11 protein-coding genes and 2 pseudogenes are annotated in these 18,598 nt (G+C 69.8%); 7 read left to right on the forward strand and 6 right to left on the reverse strand.

All coding sequences use genetic code 11. From position 1 onward, the window contains the following. Positions 1-69: 69 nt before the first annotated feature. The 3 genes from ACFU5O_RS29605 to ACFU5O_RS29615 form a co-directional block, all read right to left on the reverse strand. Entirely contained in the window at positions 70-1,677 is a 1,608-nt protein-coding gene (locus ACFU5O_RS29605; protein WP_384245177.1) for a cation acetate symporter, read from the reverse strand. Continuing rightward, positions 1,674-2,135 carry a DUF485 domain-containing protein gene (locus ACFU5O_RS29610; protein WP_384245178.1) on the reverse strand — a complete coding sequence of 154 codons (462 nt, stop codon included), beginning with the start codon at positions 2,133-2,135 and terminating at the stop codon, positions 1,674-1,676. The genes ACFU5O_RS29605 and ACFU5O_RS29610 overlap by 4 nt, the downstream gene beginning before the upstream one ends. Positions 2,136-2,458: 323 nt before the next feature. Next, positions 2,459-4,108, reverse strand: coding sequence for an MDR family MFS transporter (locus ACFU5O_RS29615; protein ID WP_384245317.1), 1,650 nt, complete (start codon positions 4,106-4,108; stop codon positions 2,459-2,461). A gap of 450 nt (positions 4,109-4,558) precedes the next feature. Here ACFU5O_RS29615 and ACFU5O_RS29620 point away from each other — a divergent pair, with 450 nt between their 5' ends. Together ACFU5O_RS29620 and ACFU5O_RS29625 are read left to right on the forward strand one after the other, a co-directional pair. Next, positions 4,559-5,347 carry an ABC transporter ATP-binding protein gene (locus ACFU5O_RS29620; RefSeq protein ID WP_384245180.1) on the forward strand — a complete coding sequence of 263 codons (789 nt, stop codon included), beginning with the start codon at positions 4,559-4,561 and terminating at the stop codon, positions 5,345-5,347. Continuing rightward, a complete protein-coding gene (locus ACFU5O_RS29625) occupies positions 5,344-7,920 on the forward strand; it encodes an ABC transporter permease (RefSeq protein ID WP_384245181.1) in 2,577 nt (858 codons plus the stop codon). Before ACFU5O_RS29620 ends, ACFU5O_RS29625 begins: the two co-directional genes overlap by 4 nt. A 42-nt stretch (positions 7,921-7,962) precedes the next feature. On the opposite strand, the gene ACFU5O_RS29630 is transcribed toward ACFU5O_RS29625, so the two are convergent. Beyond that, positions 7,963-8,241: a hypothetical protein gene (locus ACFU5O_RS29630; protein WP_384245182.1), complete on the reverse strand. Its 279-nt coding sequence runs from the start codon at positions 8,239-8,241 to the stop codon at positions 7,963-7,965. A gap of 220 nt (positions 8,242-8,461) precedes the next feature. Between ACFU5O_RS29630 and mfd the strand changes: the two genes are divergently transcribed. Together mfd and ACFU5O_RS29640 are read left to right on the forward strand one after the other, a co-directional pair. Next, positions 8,462-12,016 carry a transcription-repair coupling factor gene (gene mfd, locus ACFU5O_RS29635; protein WP_384245183.1) on the forward strand — a complete coding sequence of 1,185 codons (3,555 nt, stop codon included), beginning with the start codon at positions 8,462-8,464 and terminating at the stop codon, positions 12,014-12,016. 117 nt (positions 12,017-12,133) lie between these two features. Then, positions 12,134-12,723: pseudogene (locus tag ACFU5O_RS29640) on the forward strand (hypothetical protein); the annotation flags it as partial. Positions 12,724-12,797: 74 nt separating this feature from the next. Here the strand turns inward: ACFU5O_RS29640 and ACFU5O_RS29645 are convergent. After that, a pseudogene (locus ACFU5O_RS29645) lies at positions 12,798-13,271 on the reverse strand (HNH endonuclease family protein); the annotation flags it as partial. Between the two features lie 31 nt (positions 13,272-13,302). Between ACFU5O_RS29645 and ACFU5O_RS29650 the strand changes: the two are divergent. From ACFU5O_RS29650 to ACFU5O_RS29660, 3 genes are all read left to right on the forward strand, one after another. Next, positions 13,303-14,517 carry a tyrosine-type recombinase/integrase gene (locus ACFU5O_RS29650; RefSeq protein ID WP_384245185.1) on the forward strand — a complete coding sequence of 405 codons (1,215 nt, stop codon included), beginning with the start codon at positions 13,303-13,305 and terminating at the stop codon, positions 14,515-14,517. 425 nt (positions 14,518-14,942) lie between these two features. Next, positions 14,943-16,715, forward strand: a complete 1,773-nt coding sequence (locus ACFU5O_RS29655) for a tyrosine-type recombinase/integrase (RefSeq protein ID WP_384245186.1) — start codon at positions 14,943-14,945, stop codon at positions 16,713-16,715. Further along, on the forward strand, positions 16,712-17,311 hold the full coding sequence (locus ACFU5O_RS29660; protein ID WP_384245187.1) for a DUF6262 family protein: 600 nt from the start codon (positions 16,712-16,714) through the stop codon (positions 17,309-17,311). The genes ACFU5O_RS29655 and ACFU5O_RS29660 overlap by 4 nt, the downstream gene beginning before the upstream one ends. Before the next feature lie 118 nt (positions 17,312-17,429). Here ACFU5O_RS29660 and ACFU5O_RS29665 read toward each other — a convergent pair whose 3' ends face one another. After that, on the reverse strand, positions 17,430-18,557 hold the full coding sequence (locus tag ACFU5O_RS29665; protein WP_384245188.1) for a DUF6183 family protein: 1,128 nt from the start codon (positions 18,555-18,557) through the stop codon (positions 17,430-17,432). Between the last annotated feature and the right edge of the window lie 41 nt (positions 18,558-18,598).

Below are 18,598 nucleotides of genomic sequence, written 5' to 3' on the forward strand. Positions count from 1 at the left end.
GGGCCTGCACACGCAGGCCCGACGCCCCTTTCCTTATGTCCCGGCAGGGGACGTTCGGACGGCTGCCCGTCAGCTCTGGGGTGCCGCCGGTGCCACGCCCGCCAGGATCGTCGGCTCGACCGACTCGTAGCTGTGCTGCTGGTCCGAGGCGTCGCGGGGGAAGAGGACCGTGCCCAGCCAGCCGGCCAGGAAGCCCAGCGGGACCGAGACGAGGCCCGTCGTGGTGAACGGGAACCAGTTGAAGTCGGACTCGGGGAAGACGGCCTGGGGGGAGCCGGAGACCAGGTTGCTGCCCGTCATGAGGAGGATCGCCGAGAGGGCGCCCACGATGAGGGTGCTGAGGAGCCCCCGGCGGGTGTAGCGGCGCCAGAAGAGGCTGTAGACGAGGGCGGGTGCCACGGCCGATGCGCCGATGCAGAAGGAGAGGGTGACCATCGCCTGGAGGTTCCAGTCGCGGGCGGCTGCCGCGAGGGCGATGGCGGTGAGGCCGACGACGGCCGCGGCCGAGCGGGCGACGGTCATCTCGGTGGAGTGCTTCAGCTTGGTGCGGCTCAGGCCGTGCGCGATGAGGTCGTGCGCAAGGGTGTTGGCGCAGGCGAGGGTGATCCCGGCGACCGAGGCGAGGAGGGTGAGGAAGACCGCTGTGGCCACGGCAGTGAACAGCAGGCTCTCCAGGGCGGTTGTGTCGGCGCCCAGCAGGGCCTGACTGACCTGCAGGAATGCGGTCTTGCCCTGTGGGTCGCCCGCGACGAGACCCTTGTGTCCGACGACGGCGGCCGCGCCGAAGCCGATCACGGCGAGGAGCACACAGGTCACGACGACGGTCGAGATCGCCCAGGACATCGAGCGGCGCACGGCGGTGGCGTTGCGCGAGGTGAACATGCGCATCGTGATGTGCGGCAGCACGGCCGCGCCGAGCACCACCGTCAGCTGTGCGCTGATCATGTCCGCTCCGCCGTCGAACTGCAGTCCGGAGGCGAGGTAGGCGTCTCCCGCTCCGCTGCCCTTGGCGGCGGCGTCCAGCAGCGTCGGCAGGCTGAAGTCGAAGCGGTTCAGGACGAGTACGGCGATGAAGGTGGCGGAGCCGAGCAGGACGACGGTCTTGACGATCTGGATGAAGGCGGTGCCCTTCATCCCGCCGATGGCCGCGTACGCGATCATCAGTATGCCGAGGAAGACGATGGACCCGGTCTTGAAGCCGTCCGCGTCGAAGCCGAGGACCATGGCGAGCAGATCGCCCGCGCCCGCGAGCTGGAAGACCATCAGTGGCAGCAGCGCGGCCAGGGTGACCAGGCACGCGGTGATCCGCACAGCGGGTGCCGGGGCGCGGCGGGTGAGGACGTCGCCCATGGTGAAACGGCCCGCGTTCCGCAGCGGTTCCGCGAGCAGGAACATCATCAGGACCAGGGAGAGCACGGTGCTCAGGGCGAGCGTCAGTCCGTCGTAGCCGACGAGTGAGATGACGCCGATGGTGGCGAGCACGGTCGAGGCGGAGATGTAGTCGCCGGCGATGGCGAGGCCGCTCTGCACGGGGGAGAGGGAGCGGTAGCCGGTGTAGAACTCGCCCAGGTCGTCGCGGTCGGGTCCGGTCATCACGCACAGCAGCAGCGTGACCGTGATGACGGCGATGAAGGCGACGAACGACATGGTCTGGGCATCGGAGTTGAAGCCGCTCATGCGCGCAGGCCTCCCGTCGGCTGGTCCCATCCGTAGGGGCGGGAGCGGTTCTGGCGCCCCTGGCGGGCTTCGGGTCCCTGGGCGGCCTCGGCCGCAAGCTCTGCCTGGTGCCGGATCGTCGCCGCGAGCGGGTCGACGCGTTGGCGTGCGATGCGTTCGTAGACCGCGATCGCGGCCAGGGCCACCGGCAGCGTCAGGAGTCCCAGCAGCAGACCGATGGTGAGGCCGCCGGTGATGCGGCTGCTCATCAGGCCGGGTGCGTAGCCGGAGAGCAGGAGGAACAGGACGAAGTAGCCGAGCGCGGTGAAGGTCGCTACGCGGCGCAGCCTGCGGTAGCCGGAGCGGAGCCGGTGAAGATCGCTGTGGGGGGCGGGTGCGGGCACGGGATCCGGTGGTGGCGCGTACCAGTTCTGCCCCGGCGGGGCGGGGGGCTCGGGGAAGTACGGGTCGTACGACATACTGCGGCTCCTTGCGGCGGCCCTCGCGGACTGGGGGTCCCCCCATGCCGGCGGGCGTGGGGGAGTCGCGGTGGAACCGCGCACGTTACTTGCCGGTAAGGGTGTGGCGTAAGAGGGGCACCGACTGTTCGGTATGTCAGTTCGGCAACAGTCGGGTCACGTGAAGGTGCGCAGGTCACCCATCGATACGGAGCATGTGGGTCCGGTTACTGAGAGGTCCCGGGGCGGCAAGTCGGCGGCCCGCCGCCGGGCTTGCGCAGGCAGCGCGGCCGGTGGGTCGGACGTCGCCGTACCGCCGTGCACAACCGCCCCGCCGTACGCGGTCATTCGTGGTCGCCGAGTACGGGGAAGCGGCGCGGCGCGAGGAGGAGAAGGACCAGCAGCGCCAGTCCGGCCGCTCCCGCCGCACCCAGGTACACATAGTCCACCGCCGTCGCCACCGCCCGCCGGAGATGGTCGTGTCCTGACCCGTCGGCCAGGGAACGGGCGACCGGGTCGAGGTCCCCGGAGCCGCCGAGCCGGGATGCCAGCACCGCGTTGGCGAGCGCGCCGAAGAGCGCGGCGCCGACGCTCTGGCCGACCTGGCGGCAGAACAGCACGGACGCGGTCGTCGTGCCGCGCTCTGCCCATGGCACCGTCGACTGGACGCCGACGATCAGCGGCAGCTGGAAGAATCCGAGTGCCGCCCCGAGCAGCAGCATGACGAGTGCGGGCTGCCATGCCTCCCCCGGATACGGGAGCAGCGGGAACGCCAGCAGGACCAGCATCGCCGCGCCGATGCCGAGGGCGGCGGTGTTGCGGAAGCCGATGCGCCTGTAGACGCGGTTCGAGTATGCCGCGCTGACCGGCCAGCTCAGCGTCATCACGGACAGCACGAACCCGGCGGCTGTCGGGCCGAGTCCGAGCACCGACTGGGCGTATGTGGGCAGGAAGACCGTCGGTGCGACCATCAGCAGACCGAGTGCGCCGAGCGCCAGATTGACCGCGGCGATGGTGCGGCGCCGCCATACCCAGCCGGGGATGACCGGCTCCGCCGCACGCCGTTCGACGAGCACGGTCACGGCCGCGCCCGTCGCGGCGGCGGCGAAGAGTCCGAGCGACGGCGCCGAGAGCCAGGGCCAGGCCACCCCGCCCTGCACGAGGGCGGTCAGCAACAGGGCTCCGGTGACGAAGACGGCGAGCGCTCCGGGCCAGTCGACACGGGGCCGCCGGCCCCGTTCCCGTACCGGCTCGGTCAGATGGCGGACGATCAGCCACAGCGCGACCGCCCCGATCGGCAGATTGATCAGGAAGATCCAGCGCCAGTCGGCGTACGAGGCGAGCAGGCCGCCCACCGCGGGGCCCGCGATCGCCGACACCGCCCACACCGTGGAGAGTTTCGACTGGATCCTGGGGCGCTCCTTCAGTGGATAGAGATCGGCGGCGATCGTCTGGACCGTGCCCTGGAGTGCGCCGCCGCCCAGCCCCTGGACGATGCGGAAGGCGATGAGCGAGGCCATGCTCCAGGCGGCCGCGCACAGCAGGGAGCCAGCCAGGAAGAGGGCGACGCCCGTGATGAGGACGGGCTTGCGTCCGAAGGTGTCGGAGAGCTTCCCGTAGACAGGGAGGGTGACGGTCACGGCGAGCAGATAGCCGGAGAACAGCCAGGAGAAGACGGAGAAACCGCCCAGGTCCCCGACGATCTGCGGGACGGCGGTCGCGACGACGGTGCCGTCGAGGGCTGCCAGCGCCATGCCCAGCATCAGCGCGGCGACGACCCGTCCGCGGCGGCCGGAAGGGTGGACGGCGGGGGCCGGGCGCGTCGGTGTCGTGCCCGTACGGCCTTTGCCGGCGCCCGAATTGTCCTCGGCCTCGCCCGTGCGGAAGCCCGCGCCCTCGCCGGAGCCCGCCCCCGTGTCTGCGCCTGCGTCTTCGCCTTCGCTCGTCCCCGTGCCTGTGCTGCCGCCGTCCGGGCCCGCACCGCCCCCGCCCATGAAGATCCTTTCCCTATGCACGTATCTCCGTGTCCCACCTTCTCACTTGCTCCTCACGTCACGGGAGGGGTCAGCATCCAGGAGGACGGGAGCGGTTCCGGGGTTGAGACCCCTAGGGGGGAGTCCTTACTTCAGGCCAGGGGCCGTTCGTTCCGCCGGAGGACGAGAGGGGCAAGGGGCGTTCCTTAACTTGGTCTTACGGCGGAACGGCCGGCGCTGCGGGGCCCGGGGACCCGCGGGGGGTGGGGAAAACCCCCGCTCGAAGACTGCGCCGGGCACCAGCGCGCCGGGACCTCGCCGCACGCGAAGCTCGAACTGCGCACGGAGCCCGAACCGTGCGCGAAGCACGAACCGTGCGTGAAGCACGAACCGCACACGAAGCCCGAACCGCACACAAGCCCGCATCGCCTGCGGCGCCACCGCTCAATTCACTTATTTAGGAGACATACCGTGACAACGGCTGTGACCGCTCCCGCGCACGGGGGCACTGGAAGGGGAACGGCCGTCGCCGCGCGAGCGCGACAGGTCGTCAAGGCGTACGGCTCCGGCGAGACGCGGGTCGTCGCGCTCGACCATGTCGATGTGGACATCATGCGCGGGCAGTTCACCGCGATCATGGGCCCCTCGGGCTCCGGCAAGTCCACGCTGATGCACTGCCTGGCCGGGCTGGACACCGTGACCTCGGGCGAGATCCACATCGACGACACCGAGATCACCAGGCTCAAGGACAAGAAGCTCACCCAGCTGCGCCGGGACCGGATCGGCTTTGTCTTCCAGGCGTTCAATCTGCTGCCGACCCTCAACGCCATCGAGAACATCACGCTGCCGATGGACATCGCCGGCCGCAAGCCGGACGCCGCCTGGCTGAACCGGGTGGTGGAGACCGTAGGGCTCGCGGACCGGCTGAAGCACCGCCCCACCCAGCTCTCCGGCGGTCAGCAGCAGCGCGTCGCCGTCGCCCGCGCCCTGGCCGCCCGCCCCGAGATCATCTTCGGTGACGAGCCGACCGGAAACCTCGACTCCCGTGCCGGGGCCGAAGTCCTGAGCTTCCTGCGCCGCTCCGTGGTCGAGCTCGGGCAGACCATCGTCATGGTCACCCATGACCCGGTCGCCGCCTCCTACGCGGACCGTGTGCTGTACCTCGCCGACGGCCGCATCGTCGACGAGATGTTCAACCCGACCGCCGACCAGGTCCTGGACCGGATGAAGGACTTCGACGCCCGGGGGCGGACGTCGTGACCGTACTCAAGACCTCACTGCGCAACTTCTTCGCGCACAAGGGACGCATGGCGCTCTCCGCCGTCGCCGTCCTGCTCTCGGTGGCGTTCGTGTCCGGCACGCTCGTCTTCACCGACACCATGAACACCACCTTCGACAAGCTCTTCGCGGCGACCGCGGCCGATGTCACCGTCAGCCCCAAGAAGGCCGCGACGGACGACGGGACCCCGGGGACCGGCAGGCCCGAGACGCTGCCGGCCTCGCTCCTCCCGCAGGTGGAGAAGGCCGAAGGCGTGCGGTCCGCCGAGGGCACGGTCGTCTCCATGAGCGTGACCGTCGTCAACGCGGCCGACGAGAACATGGGCTCGACCAACGGAGCCCCGACCATCGCCGGCAACTGGACGCAGGGCGAACTGCGTTCCATGGAGATCACCTCGGGCCACGCCCCGCGCGGACCCACCGAGGTCATGGTCGACGCCGACACCGCAGAGAAGCACAAGCTCAAGATCGGTGACGAGCTGCGCACCATCGCCGTCACCGGGGACTTCACCGCCAGGATCTCCGGCATCGCCTCCTTCAAGGTCACCAACCCGGGCGCGGCCGTCGTCTACTTCGACACCGCCACGGCCCAGCGTCAACTCCTCGGCAGGACCGGTGCGTTCACCCATGTCCTGGTCACCGCGGCGCCCGGCGTCAGCGACGAGCAGCTGAAGAAGAACGTGGTCGCGGCGGTCGACGCCGCCCCGTACAAGGTCCAGACCCAGAAGGAGGCGGCGGACGCGGGCCGCGAGGACGTCGGCGGCTTCCTCGACGTCATGAAGTACGCGATGCTCGGCTTCGCCGGGATCGCCGTCCTCGTCGGCATCTTCCTCATCGTCAACACCTTCTCGATGCTGGTCGCCCAGCGCACCCGCGAGATCGGTCTGATGCGCGCCATCGGATCGAGCCGCAAGCAGGTCAACCGCTCGGTCCTCGTCGAGGCACTGCTGCTCGGCATCGTCGGGTCCGTGGCCGGTGTCGCCGCCGGTGTCGGTCTCGCCGTCGGACTGATGGAACTCATGTCCTCCATGGGCATGGAGCTGTCCACCGACGACCTGACCGTCAAGTGGACCACCCCGGCGATCGGCCTCGGCCTCGGGGTCGTCGTCACCGTCCTCGCCGCCTACATCCCGGCCCGCCGGGCGGGCAAGGTCTCCCCGATGGCCGCGCTGCGCGACGCCGGTACGCCGGCGGACGGCAGGGCGGGGCTCGTGCGGGGCGTCCTCGGCCTGGTCCTCACGGGTGCCGGAGCCGCGGCGCTGTGGACGGCGACAGGGTCCGGCAAGGCGGGCGAGGGCTCGATGTGGCTCGGGCTCGGTGTCGTGCTCAGCCTCGTCGGCTTCATCGTCGTCGGCCCGCTTCTCGCGAGTGGCGTGGTCCGCGTCATCAGCGCCGTCGTGCTGCGGTTCTTCGGCCCGGTCGGCCGGATGGCCGAGCGCAACGCGCTGCGCAACCCGCGCCGCACCGGAGCCACCGGCGCCGCGCTGATGATCGGCCTGGCGCTCGTCGCCTGTCTGTCGGTCGTCGGCTCGTCCATGGTCGCCTCGGCGAACGACGAGCTGGACAAGTCGGTCGGCGCGGACTTCATCGTCCAGTCGCCCAACATGCAGCCGATCGTGCCGAAGGTGCAGCAGGCCATGGAGAAGACGCCGGGCATCGAGCACGTCACCAGGTACAAGCTCGTGAAAGCCGGACTGACCTCTCCCGACGGCAGGACGGAGAAGAAGACGCTCTCCGCCGTCGACCCGACGTACGCCGACGACCTGCGGCGCGAGCTGGTCGCCGGTGAGCTGGCGGCGGCGTACGGCAAGGACGCCATGTCCGTCGGTGACGGCTACGCCAAGGCGCACGGCATCAAGGTCGGCAGCACGGTGAAGGTCGCCTTCGAGGGCGGTGCGACGGCGAAGCTCAGGATCGCGGCGATCACCTCGGACGACACCGGTGTGGACAAGGGCGCGATGTACACCAACATCACGACCGCGGCGCGGTACCTGCCTGCCGACAAGCTGCCGCAGAACTTCATGATGTTCGCCTCGGCGAAGGACGGGAAGGAGAAGGAGACGTACGCGGCGCTCAAGAAGGCGCTCGCCAAGTACCCGCAGTACCAGGTCCTCGACCAGACCGACTACAAGCAGGACCTGAAGGACCAGATCGGCCAGCTCCTGAACATCGTCTACGGCCTGCTCGCGCTCGCGATCATCGTCGCGGTCCTCGGCGTGGTGAACACCCTGGCCCTGTCGGTGGTCGAACGGACCCGGGAGATCGGCCTCATGCGCGCCATCGGTCTCTCCCGCCGCCAGCTGCGCCGCATGATCCGCCTGGAGTCGGTGGTCATCGCCCTCTTCGGCGCCCTGCTCGGCCTCGGTCTGGGCATGGGCTGGGGCACGGCGGCGCAGAAGCTGCTGGCCCTCGAGGGCTTCAAGGTCCTGGAGATCCCGTGGCCGACGATCCTGACGGTGTTCGTGGGATCGGCCTTCGTGGGACTCTTCGCGGCGCTGGTCCCGGCGTTCCGGGCGGGCCGGATGAATGTGCTGAACGCCATCGCCACCGAGTAGTTCGTAGGATGGTGGCTCCGGCCCGGTGAGCGTCCTCCACGCTCACCGGGCCGGAGCCGTTCCGGCCCGTTTTTCCGGGAGTACGTATCCGGCGGCCACGCCCGGTCCGCCCGGCGACGGCGACGGCGACGCGGACCTGCCGTTGCCCGAGTCGACGGGGGTGGGCGGCGCGGCGGGTGGGGTGGGACCCCCCGAGGTCAGCTGCACCGCGGCGGCCATGGCGCCACCGGCGAGCACGCACACCGCGCAGGCCGCCGCCACCGCCACCGCCACCGCGACCGCGACCCTGCGGGTGCTGCGGCGCGCGCCCAGGGCCGACACCTGGACGGGTGGCGCGGGCGCGGCCCGGGCGCCGCCCGCCCCGTACGGGCACCCGGTTTACCTGCGCACCAAAAATTCCTGCGGTTTACCCTGGAGACCCCGGCCCGCCCCTGGTCTTCGACATGGGGGACCCAACGTGTCGGGCGGTTGGCGTGGCCCGTTCGACGTGTCGGGCGGTTCGCGCTGCCCACCCCCCTCGGATCCCGGACGGAACCCCTTCATGAGCCTGCACGGTCTGCTGGACGCCGTAGTACGTGACCCGGCGCTGGCCGAAGCGGTGAAGGCCGCCACCGACGGTCACCGCAGACATGTCGACCTGGTCGGACCACCGGCGGCGCGGCCGTTCGCGATCGCCGCCCTGGCGCGCGACGCGGGCCGGCCTGTGCTGGCCGTGACCGCCACCGGACGGGAGGCGGAGGACCTGGCCGCGGCGCTGCGCTCCCTGCTCGACCCGGACACGGTCGTCGAGTATCCCTCCTGGGAGACGCTGCCCCACGAGCGGCTTTCGCCACGCTCCGACACCGTGGGCCGGCGGCTCGCGGTGCTGCGCCGGCTCGCGCACCCGTCGCAGGACGACCCGGCCACCGGTCCGGTGAGCGTCGTCGTCGCGCCCGTACGGTCCGTGCTGCAGCCCCAGGTGAAGGGCCTCGGGGACCTGGAGCCGGTGGCGCTGCGCAGCGGGCGGACCGCCGATCTCGAAGAGGTGGTGGCGGGGCTCGCAGCGGCCGCGTACTCGCGGGTCGAGCTGGTGGAGAAGCGCGGTGAGTTCGCGGTCCGCGGCGGCATCCTCGATGTCTTCCCGCCCACCGAGGAGCATCCGCTGCGGATCGAGTTCTGGGGCGACGACGTCGAGGAGATCCGTTACTTCAAGGTCGCCGACCAGCGCTCGCTGGAGGTCGCAGAGCACGGCCTGTGGGCACCGCCGTGCCGTGAGCTGCTGCTCACCGATGACGTACGGCAGCGGGCCGCGGCCCTCGCAGAGGCCCACCCGGAGCTGGCCGAACTTCTCGGCAAGATCGCCGAGGGGATCGCGGTCGAGGGCATGGAGTCCCTCGCCCCGGTGCTCGTGGACGACATGGAGCTGCTGCTCGACGTGCTCCCCGCGGGGTCGATGGCGGTCGTGTGCGACCCGGAGCGGGTCCGTACCCGGGCCGCAGACCTGGTGGCGACCTCGCAGGAGTTCCTCCAGGCCTCCTGGGCGGCGACGGCGGGCGGGGGCGAGGCCCCGATCGACCTCGGCGCGGCGTCGCTGTGGGGCATCGCGGATGTCCGGGACCGGGCGCGTGAGCTCGGGATGATGTGGTGGTCGGTGTCGCCGTTCGCCGCCGACGAGGCCCTGACGTCCGTCGTCGACGCCGAAGGCGACGGGGACGCGCTCAAGCTGGGCATGCACGCGCCGGAGATGTACCGGGGCGACACGGCCCGCGCGCTCGCCGACACCAAGGGCTGGCTCGCGGACGGCTGGCGCACGGTGTTCGTGACGGAGGCCCACGGCCCCGCCGCCCGTACCGTCGAGGTCCTCGGCGGCGAGGGCATCGCGGCCCGCCTCGACGCCGACCTCGGGGAGGTCTCCCCGTCCGTCGTGCATGTCGCGTGCGGCTCGATCGACTACGGCTTCGTCGACCCCGGTCTCAAGATCGCCGTCCTGACGGAGACCGACCTCTCCGGCCAGAAGGCCGCCGGCAAGGACGGCGCCCGGATGCCGACCCGGCGCCGCAAGCAGATCGATCCGCTCACCCTGGAGGTCGGCGACTACATCGTGCACGAGCAGCACGGCGTCGGCCGCTACCTGGAGATGGTGCAGCGCACCGTCCAGGGTGCGACGCGCGAGTATCTGCTCGTCGAGTACGCCCCGGCCAAGCGCGGCCAGCCCGGTGACCGCCTCTACATCCCGACCGACCAGCTGGAGCAGGTCACCAAGTACGTCGGCGGCGAGGCCCCGACGCTGCACCGGCTCGGCGGCGCGGACTGGACGAAGACCAAGGCGCGTGCCAAGAAGGCGGTCAAGGAGATCGCCGCGGACCTCATCAAGCTCTACAGCGCCCGTATGGCGGCGCCCGGCCATGCCTTCGGTACGGACACGCCGTGGCAGCGCGAGCTGGAGGACGCGTTCCCGTACGCCGAGACGCCCGACCAGCTGTCCACCATCGCCGAGGTGAAGGAGGACATGGAGAAGTCGGTTCCGATGGACCGGCTGGTCTGCGGCGACGTGGGCTACGGAAAGACGGAGATCGCCGTGCGGGCCGCCTTCAAGGCCGTCCAGGACGGCAAGCAGGTCGCGGTCCTCGTGCCGACCACGCTGCTGGTGCAGCAGCACTTCGGGACCTTCTCCGAGCGCTACTCGCAGTTCCCGGTCGTCACCAAGGCGTTGTCCCGTTTCCAGTCGGACACGGAGGCGAAGGCGACGCTGGAGGGGCTGCGGGACGGCTCGGTCGACATCGTCATCGGCACGCACCGCCTCTTCTCGTCCGAGACCAAGTTCAAGGACCTCGGTCTGGTCGTCGTGGACGAGGAACAGCGGTTCGGCGTGGAGCACAAGGAGCAGCTGAAGAAGCTCCGCGCCAACGTCGATGTGCTGACGATGTCCGCGACCCCGATCCCGCGCACGCTGGAGATGGCGGTCACCGGCATCCGCGAGATGTCGACGATCACCACCCCGCCGGAGGAGCGCCACCCGGTGCTGACCTTCGTCGGCCCGTACGAGGAGAAGCAGCTCGGCGCGGCCATCCGCCGTGAACTGCTGCGTGAGGGCCAGGTCTTCTACATCCACAACCGTGTGGAGTCGATCGACCGGGCGGCGGCCCGGCTCCGCGAGATCGTGCCGGAGGCCCGCATCGCGACCGCCCACGGCCAGATGCCCGAGTCGGCGCTCGAGCAGGTCGTGGTGGACTTCTGGGAGAAGAAGTTCGACGTGCTCGTCTCGACGACGATCGTCGAGTCCGGCATCGACATCTCCAACGCCAACACGCTGATCGTCGAGCGCGGCGACAACTTCGGTCTCTCGCAGCTGCACCAGCTGCGCGGCCGTGTGGGCCGTGGCCGCGAGCGCGGTTACGCCTACTTCCTCTACCCGCCGGAGAAGCCGCTCACCGAGACCGCTCACGAGCGTCTCGCGACGATCGCCCAGCACACCGAGATGGGTGCGGGCATGTATGTCGCGATGAAGGACCTGGAGATCCGCGGAGCGGGAAACCTCCTGGGCGGCGAACAGTCCGGCCATATCGCGGGCGTCGGCTTCGACCTGTACATCCGCATGGTGGGCGAGGCGGTCGCCGACTACCGCGCCGCGGTCGAGGGCGGCGTGGAGGAGGAGCCCCCGCTCGAGGTCAAGATCGAGCTCCCGGTGGACGCGCATGTCCCGCACGACTACGCGCCGGGCGAGCGGCTGCGTCTGCAGGCGTACCGGGCGATTGCCTCCGCCAACTCGGAGGAGGACATCAAGGCGGTGCGCGAGGAGCTGACCGACCGTTACGGCAAGCTGCCGGAGCCCGTCGAGAACCTGCTCCTCGTGGCGGGGCTCCGGATGCTGGCGCGGGCCTGCGGCGTGGGCGAGATCGTCCTCCAGGGGCCGAACATCCGCTTCGCGCCGGTGGAGCTGCGCGAGTCGCAGGAGCTGCGGCTGAAGCGGCTGTATCCGCGGACCGTCGTCAAGCCGGCCGCCCACCAGGTCCTGGTGCCGCGCCCGACGACGGGCAAGATCGGCGGGAAGCCGGTGGTGGGGCGGGAACTGCTGGCGTGGACCGGTGAGTTCCTGACGACGATCCTCGGCTCGTAGAGACGGCGAGGACCAGGGACCGGGCGGCCCCGGCGAGGACCAGGGATCGGGCGGCCCCGGCGAGGACCAGGCACCGGGCCGCCCGACGGACACGTCGAGGGCCCGGTCGGTTGCGTCCGCGGCCCTGGGCGTCCCTACCGCGCACGGCTCAACCCGGCGCCTGGTCCCCGGCGCCGGACCGGGTTCGCGGAGGCCGCCGCCCTCGCCCGCCGCGCCGCCGAGGCGGCGAACACGGAGGGACGCCCGCTCGCGGCGGCCAACGCCGCGCTGCCATGGCCCGATGCGCCCCATCTGGTGCTGTGGCAGGCCGCCACGATCCTGCGTGAGCACCGCGGTGACGGCCACCTCGCCGCGCTCATGACCGCGGAACTCGACCCCGTGGAGGCCCTGGTGTCGTTCGCCGCGGTCGGCGCCGCCGCTGCCGAGGTGTTCACGAGCCGCGGATGGAGCGCGGACGAATGGGCGGCGGCCTGCGACCGTCTCGTCGTACGCGGACTGCTCGATGCCGACGGCACGGCGACGGACGCGGGCCGCGCCCTGCGCGCCGACGTCGAGCACAGCACCGACGAACTGGCGGCGGCGCCTGGCGTGCCCTGGGCGTGGACGGCACCGCCCGTCTCTCCGAGCTCCTCGGCCCCCTCTGGGTGGAGGCACTGGGATCGGGAATGCTTCCCCGCGAGACCACGCTGGGCATCGGGAAGGTCTGAGGCCGCGCGCCTGACGACACGACTCGTCCAAGGCGGGGCGGCGTGAGTTCAGTGCCTCACGTGAGTTCAGTGCCTCAACGGATGTCGGCGTCCGTGGGGCTGCCGCCGACAGGAAGCTTCTGGTCCGGGCAGATCGCCAGCTCTCTGGCCATCGCCTCCTTCTCCGCCCGGGTCACCCACAGCCCGTACTTCTTCTTGACCGCGACCTGCCCCGCCACGTAGGCGCAGCGGTACGACTTGTTGGGGGGAAGCCAGGTCGCGGTGTCCCCGTCACCCTTGCGGCGGTTGGCGGACGAATCGGCCGCCACGAGATTGACCGGGTCGTTCGCGAAGGCCCGCCTCTTGCCGTCGCTCCACTGCTGCGCGCCCTTCTGCCAGGCATCGGACAGGGCGACGAGATGGTCTATGTCCACCTTGCTGCGCCCGCGTACGTAAGTGATGCGGCTTCCGGTGTACGGGTCGGGGTCGAGGACCCCGCGCAGGACTTTGCATCCGTCGGAGGCCCGGGACACGGAATCCAGCTGCTCTGCGAGCACGTCGTCACGGGTTATCTGCATGTCCTTCTCGCCTGCGAGAGACATGAGGGACAGCCGTGTCCACTCGCTGTGGCTCGCCGTTATCAGTGATGCCGAGAGGCACATGAGCGACATGCTCGGACAAGGGGAGGAATCAGAGATGCTGCGCACGGAGAAGGCTGTCTCACCCACCTCGGGAGAGGTCACCTGGCTACTCGTCGACGAGGAGACGTACCGGCCTCATCCCGAGGCACGGGAGTTCTCGCTCTACCTGCGGGGCGCCGGGCGCTCGCCCCAGACGCAGCGCGCCTACATTCCTCGGATCGGGCGCTTCCTCAACTGGTGCGCCGGGCGGGGCACTGACTGGAAAACCGCTGGCCTCGGGGACGTGACGAGATTCAAGTTCCATATCGAGCGAACACCCATCCGACAGGGGCAGTTGCCCTCGGGGAAGACAGTCAATGCCGTTCTCACCGCGGTCTGCGAGTTCCTGCGGTTCTGCGCCGTCCAGGGGCATGTGGAGCATGAGGTCGCCGCACGCCTGAGTGAGCCGCGGTTCCTGACCTCGCCGCCGAGCGGCTTCGACCCGGGGGAAGGCGGCCAGCACCTCATGATCAAGGCTCGCGTCCTAAAGGCGCCGGAGATCGAAACAGCACCCGCAATTCTCACCCATCCCCAGGTCAGGGAGGTGCTGGAGACAGCCCGTTCGGCCCGGGATCGACTGCTCCTGACGGTGCTCGTTGAAGGGGGCCTGCGGATCGGCGAGGCTCTCGGACTGCGGCGGGAGGACATGCACCTGCTGCCCGACTCGACGCATTTGGGCTGTCGTACGCGCGGCGCCCATCTGCATGTCCGCCCCAGGCAGGACAACGTGAACGGCGCACGAGCGAAGGCAGGCCGCCATCGGGTGGTGCCACTGGCTGAAGGTGCCGCGCACAGGTACCGCGACCATCTTTCGGAGCGGGAGAACGCGCCCGAAGCCGTCAGTTGCGACTACGTGTTCGTGAACCTCGTCGGCGCGTACGCGGGCAGGCCGATGACGTATTCCAACGCCAAGCAGATCGTCGAGCGGATCGGGAAGCGCTGCGGCTTCCGCGCCCGTCCACACATGATGCGGCACACCGCAGCAACGCGATGGATTCGCAGCGGAGTCTCACCGGACGTCGTCCAGACGCTGCTGGGCCATGCCTCATCAGCGAGCACGGCCGTCTATCTGCACGCCCAGGACGAGGAGCTCCGAGCTGCTGTTGAGCGCGTCTCGGCGGAGGGGATCCTATGAGGCAGGGGGCCGACTTGGCTGTCGTCGCGCTGCCTCTCCAGGCAGATGCGTCTTGGGCCTCCTGGCTCGCGGAACGCCTGGTATCTGGGTGGCGAGCGGCCGAGTGGGACGAGGGCGCACTACTGTTCACCGCAGTCCCGGGCAACCCCACGACCAGCGTGTTCATCTGCAGGGTGGCGGCGTGCTCCACGCACGTTGCCCACAACGGCGGCCGCTGCAGCGCCTGCAGCAGAGCACGCGGGTCGCGTGGCAACCCGTCCGACTTCGACGCAACCTACGTACCCGACACGGCACGCCGTCGACCCAATGTCTCGACCGGGTCCCTTCCTGGAGTTTCCCAGTTCTCGCTCAGCGAGGTCTCCTCGGCCGTACGGCGGGAGATCCAGTACGGAATCCAGCAGCGCGACGCCGCAGGGATCAACCTCGTGCCCCAGCGCGTCCGGCGTATGGTCGCTGCTCTCCCCTCTCAATTGCCGACGCTCCTGGATCTGGACGAGTCGTTCGTGCGAGAGCTGCCGGCGGAACTCGCGGGGATGCTGAACGGGATCCTCCAACACGTCCGACGTGCGCGCTTGGAGTACGAGGGCACCGATCCGACATCGGGAGATGTCTGGGAATGCTCCCTGGTGGGACTCGCCGCCGGTCCCGGGCGCAAATATACGGCCATGCACGGCGTCATCGACTTCCGCCCGGTCCGCCAGCCATGGCTGCGCGAACTGGTGAAGGACTACGGCCGTGCGGTACGCCCCAATGTCATCGAGTTCCGGCAAACCGTGTACGCCGCGACACTCGCATCAGTCGCCCTGACCGACCGCCCCCACGGTGATGCACCGGAGAGGTTGTCGATGGCGGACATGAGCGCCGTCGTGGATGTGTTCCGCATCGCCAAGCGTCCGGAGAACGGTCACGACTACTCAATGAGCCACCGGCGGGCACTGCTGCGCCTATGGCGCGCGTTCCTCGAGTACGTACGACAGGCCGGGCTAATGGACCACATTCCCGGCGGGTTCGCGCTGAACCCGAAATTCCACACCATCGCCGCGGTCGAGATCTCCGAGGACGAGATCGGCCGCGCCATCCCGGAATATGTCATCTCGCAGCTCGACGCTCACATCGAACTGCTCGGCACATCGACAGCGTACGAAAGCGGCGGCTGGACTGCCGCGGACTTCGCGCGGATGTACCAGGTTGCTTACAAGGTCCTTCGAGACACCGGCCGGCGCCCTGGCGAGGTCACCAGCTTGCGCCGCGACTGTCTGCAGTGGATCGACGGCAAACCGACTCTGATCTACGACAACCACAAGCGACGCCGACACGGCCGCCGCTTGCCCATCACCGAGGCGACCGCCCAGGAGATCGAGTCCTGGCAGAAGGCGCTTCAGCGCCTGCCACAGGTACCTGCATGCGAGCAGTGGTTGTTCCCGTCACCAGGTCAGCGCAACCGGCCCCGGCGTGGTCACCTAACCCCTGCACAGTTCTGCAACAGGATCTTCCGCGCCTGGGTCGACGAGGTCATTCCCGCGCTCGTAGACGAGCGCCTCGGCGACGACGGTGAGCCTCTCCCCTACGACCGCACCCAGATCGTCCCGTACGGATTCCGGCACGCCTACGCCCAACGCCACGCGGACGCGGGTACTCGCCCCGATGTCCTCCGGGAACTCATGGACCACCGGTCGCTGGACGTCACCATGGGGTACTACAAGGTCTCGCTCAGCCGGAAGCAGGAAGCCGTGCGCACGGTCGCGTCGCTCGCCGTCGACCGGCACGGGAATTCCCGTGGCTTCAGCGACCCACTGGCCTATGAGGTGGAGAGCGTCGGGGTTCCGTACGGCGGCTGCACCGAACCGAGCAATGTCAAGGCCGGGGGCGGGCACTGCCGCATCCGCTTCCAGTGCGCCGGATGCGACTTCTACCGGCCCGATCCCTCCTACCTGCCGGCCCTGGAGCAGCAGATCGCGGACTTGAGGGCCGACAAGGAGGCCGCCCTGGCGATGGAGGCCGCGGACTGGGTCGTTCGCAATCTCGACGACCAGATCCGCGCGTACTCGAAGTCGGCCGACGAGATGCGGAAGAAGCTCGATGCGCTGCCCGTCGAGGAACGCGCTGCTGTCGAATCCGCCTCGCGGGAGCTGCGCAGGGCACGCTCCGCAGCGGCCTTCGTCCCCCTGCAGGCGCTGACGACACGGAGCTCTGAATGAAACGTCCTGCCACTGCCGGCGCCAATGACCGGAGTGCACGGGTCGAACGCCTGCGCGCCAGCCGCGCAAAAGACAGCGATGCCAAGACCAGGCGCGCCCTCGATGCGGTGGACGGCCTTCTCCGCTCGGGACGGCGTATCACCGTCACCCAGGTGGCGCGGGAGGCAGCGGTGTCCACCTGGTTCGTCTACAACCAGCCCCAGGTGCACCGGGCCGTTCAGGACGGCATCACCACCCAGCGTGAGCAGGGACGTCGGAACTCCCCCGTTCCGGAAGCACAACAGGTGTCTCCTGCCGGGCTGCGGACGGATCTAGCCCTGGCTCGCGAAGAGATCAAGGACCTCAAGAAGGAACGCGACCGGCTCCGGAACCGGGTCCGGCTGTCTCTCGGTACCGAGCTGGACGGGGTGAACCACAGCGAGCTGATCGAACGAGTGCAGCAGTTGGAGCAGCGGAACACCGATCTGGACAAGGAGCTGTCGGTGGCCAGGGATCGGGTCACCGCCCTGGAGGAGAGGCTGCGTGAGACGGAAGACGATCTCACCGCCGCTCGGGCCGGTCTCCGTCGTGCGATGCGGGCCGTCCCGTCCCCGTAGCGTGCTCTGCACGAGCCGCGTCTCGTGGCTGTCCGGCCGGCTCCCATGCCGTCGGCTGGACAGCCACGAGGGACGTCTGCACGGGGGCAAGCTTCACCGAAGCAATTCCGGGGCATGCTCAGTCGGTGTCCGTCGCGGCCAACGCCGCAAGCCGTCGGCGTTCTGGAGACACTGCGGCCAGGCCGATGTCCCAGGCCACGCGCTCGAACCATTTGGTGTCGGCGTCGAAGCCGTACCAGGCACACTCCCGTGCACGTGCCTCGGCCGTCTCAGCAGGGACACCCTCCGCGGCCCCGGCAAGGCTGACCAGGGACTGCCACGCGGCCAGTCGGCCGTAGGCGCCGCGAGCACCCGAGTTGTACGCCCCTCCCGAGGAGGCGGCGGCGAAGAGCACCCGCCATGCCTGGTCCGGCGGACAGGCCACGACCGAGAAGGCGGTCTTCCTCCCCGCATCCTTCAGGCACTCCAGCCCCAGCGCCAGCAACGCGCTCGGTACCGACTCGGCGTCCAGAGGAGCCGCCAGGTCGAAGACTCGTGCCTCGATCCGGCCGTTCGACTCCTCGGCCCAGTTCGCCACGGCCGCGCTGATGCCCTTGGCAACGGCAGGGGTCGTCGTCTCCTCGACCGGCGGCACGTGCGCCCCGCGGTCGACCGCCACGCGACCGTTCTCTGACGGGCCGTACGGCATCGAGTGGCTGCTGCCCCGGGTGCTGTAGCTCGGCAGATCCGGCTGTCCCTCCACGTCCAACAGCGCCAACGGCAGCCATCCCAGAGGATGGTGCTTCCAGTGCGGCGACATCGCCCACCCTGCGATCCCTGGCGTCTCCGTGACTGCGACGCCCCTGAGCACGAGCTCATGGACCAGGCAGGCACGCAGTTCCTCAGAGGCGTTCCCGGTGAACGCCGCGGCGAGTTCCTCTGCCGGGTGGCTGGAGGCCAGCAAGGATGCCGTGTAGTGATCCAGCTTCCTGTGGGCGGCTTCCGTCGCGGAGACCAGCCGCAGCGCCTGAACCACGTTCCCAGGGCCGGGATTGGTGGCCAGCAGCCGGAGCAGATGGTCGAAGACGCTCCCGTACTGCCAGATCGGCCTGGGCTCGGAACCGTACGCCCCGGCAAGCGCGATACCGAGGTCCGCGATGAAGACAGCGTCCCCTTGCGCCAGACGCCGGTCGGCCACCTTCCAGACGTCGGTGACGCTCTTCAGGCCCGGCAGCTCCGTCACGATCTTCTGTATGCGATCAGCCACGTGTGAAGCGTACGCGTCCGGCAACACGAGGCAGAACGCGT

The organism is Streptomyces sp. NPDC057445 (assembly GCF_042802855.1).
Taxonomy (GTDB): Bacteria; Actinomycetota; Actinomycetes; order Streptomycetales; family Streptomycetaceae; genus Streptomyces.

Bases quoted from the DNA above. Each gene is read 5' to 3' on its own strand.
- ACFU5O_RS29610 (WP_384245178.1), bottom strand. From the start codon at position 2,135: ATGTCGTACGACCCGTACTTCCCCGAGCCCCCCGCCCCGCCGGGGCAG.
- ACFU5O_RS29650 (WP_384245185.1), top strand. From the start codon at position 13,303: ATGAGGGACAGCCGTGTCCACTCGCTGTGGCTCGCCGTTATCAGTGAT.
- ACFU5O_RS29605 (WP_384245177.1), bottom strand. From the start codon at position 1,677: ATGAGCGGCTTCAACTCCGATGCCCAGACCATGTCGTTCGTCGCCTTC.
- ACFU5O_RS29615 (WP_384245317.1), bottom strand. From the start codon at position 4,108: ATGGGCGGGGGCGGTGCGGGCCCGGACGGCGGCAGCACAGGCACGGGG.
- ACFU5O_RS29660 (WP_384245187.1), top strand. From the start codon at position 16,712: ATGAAACGTCCTGCCACTGCCGGCGCCAATGACCGGAGTGCACGGGTC.
- mfd (WP_384245183.1), top strand. From the start codon at position 8,462: ATGAGCCTGCACGGTCTGCTGGACGCCGTAGTACGTGACCCGGCGCTG.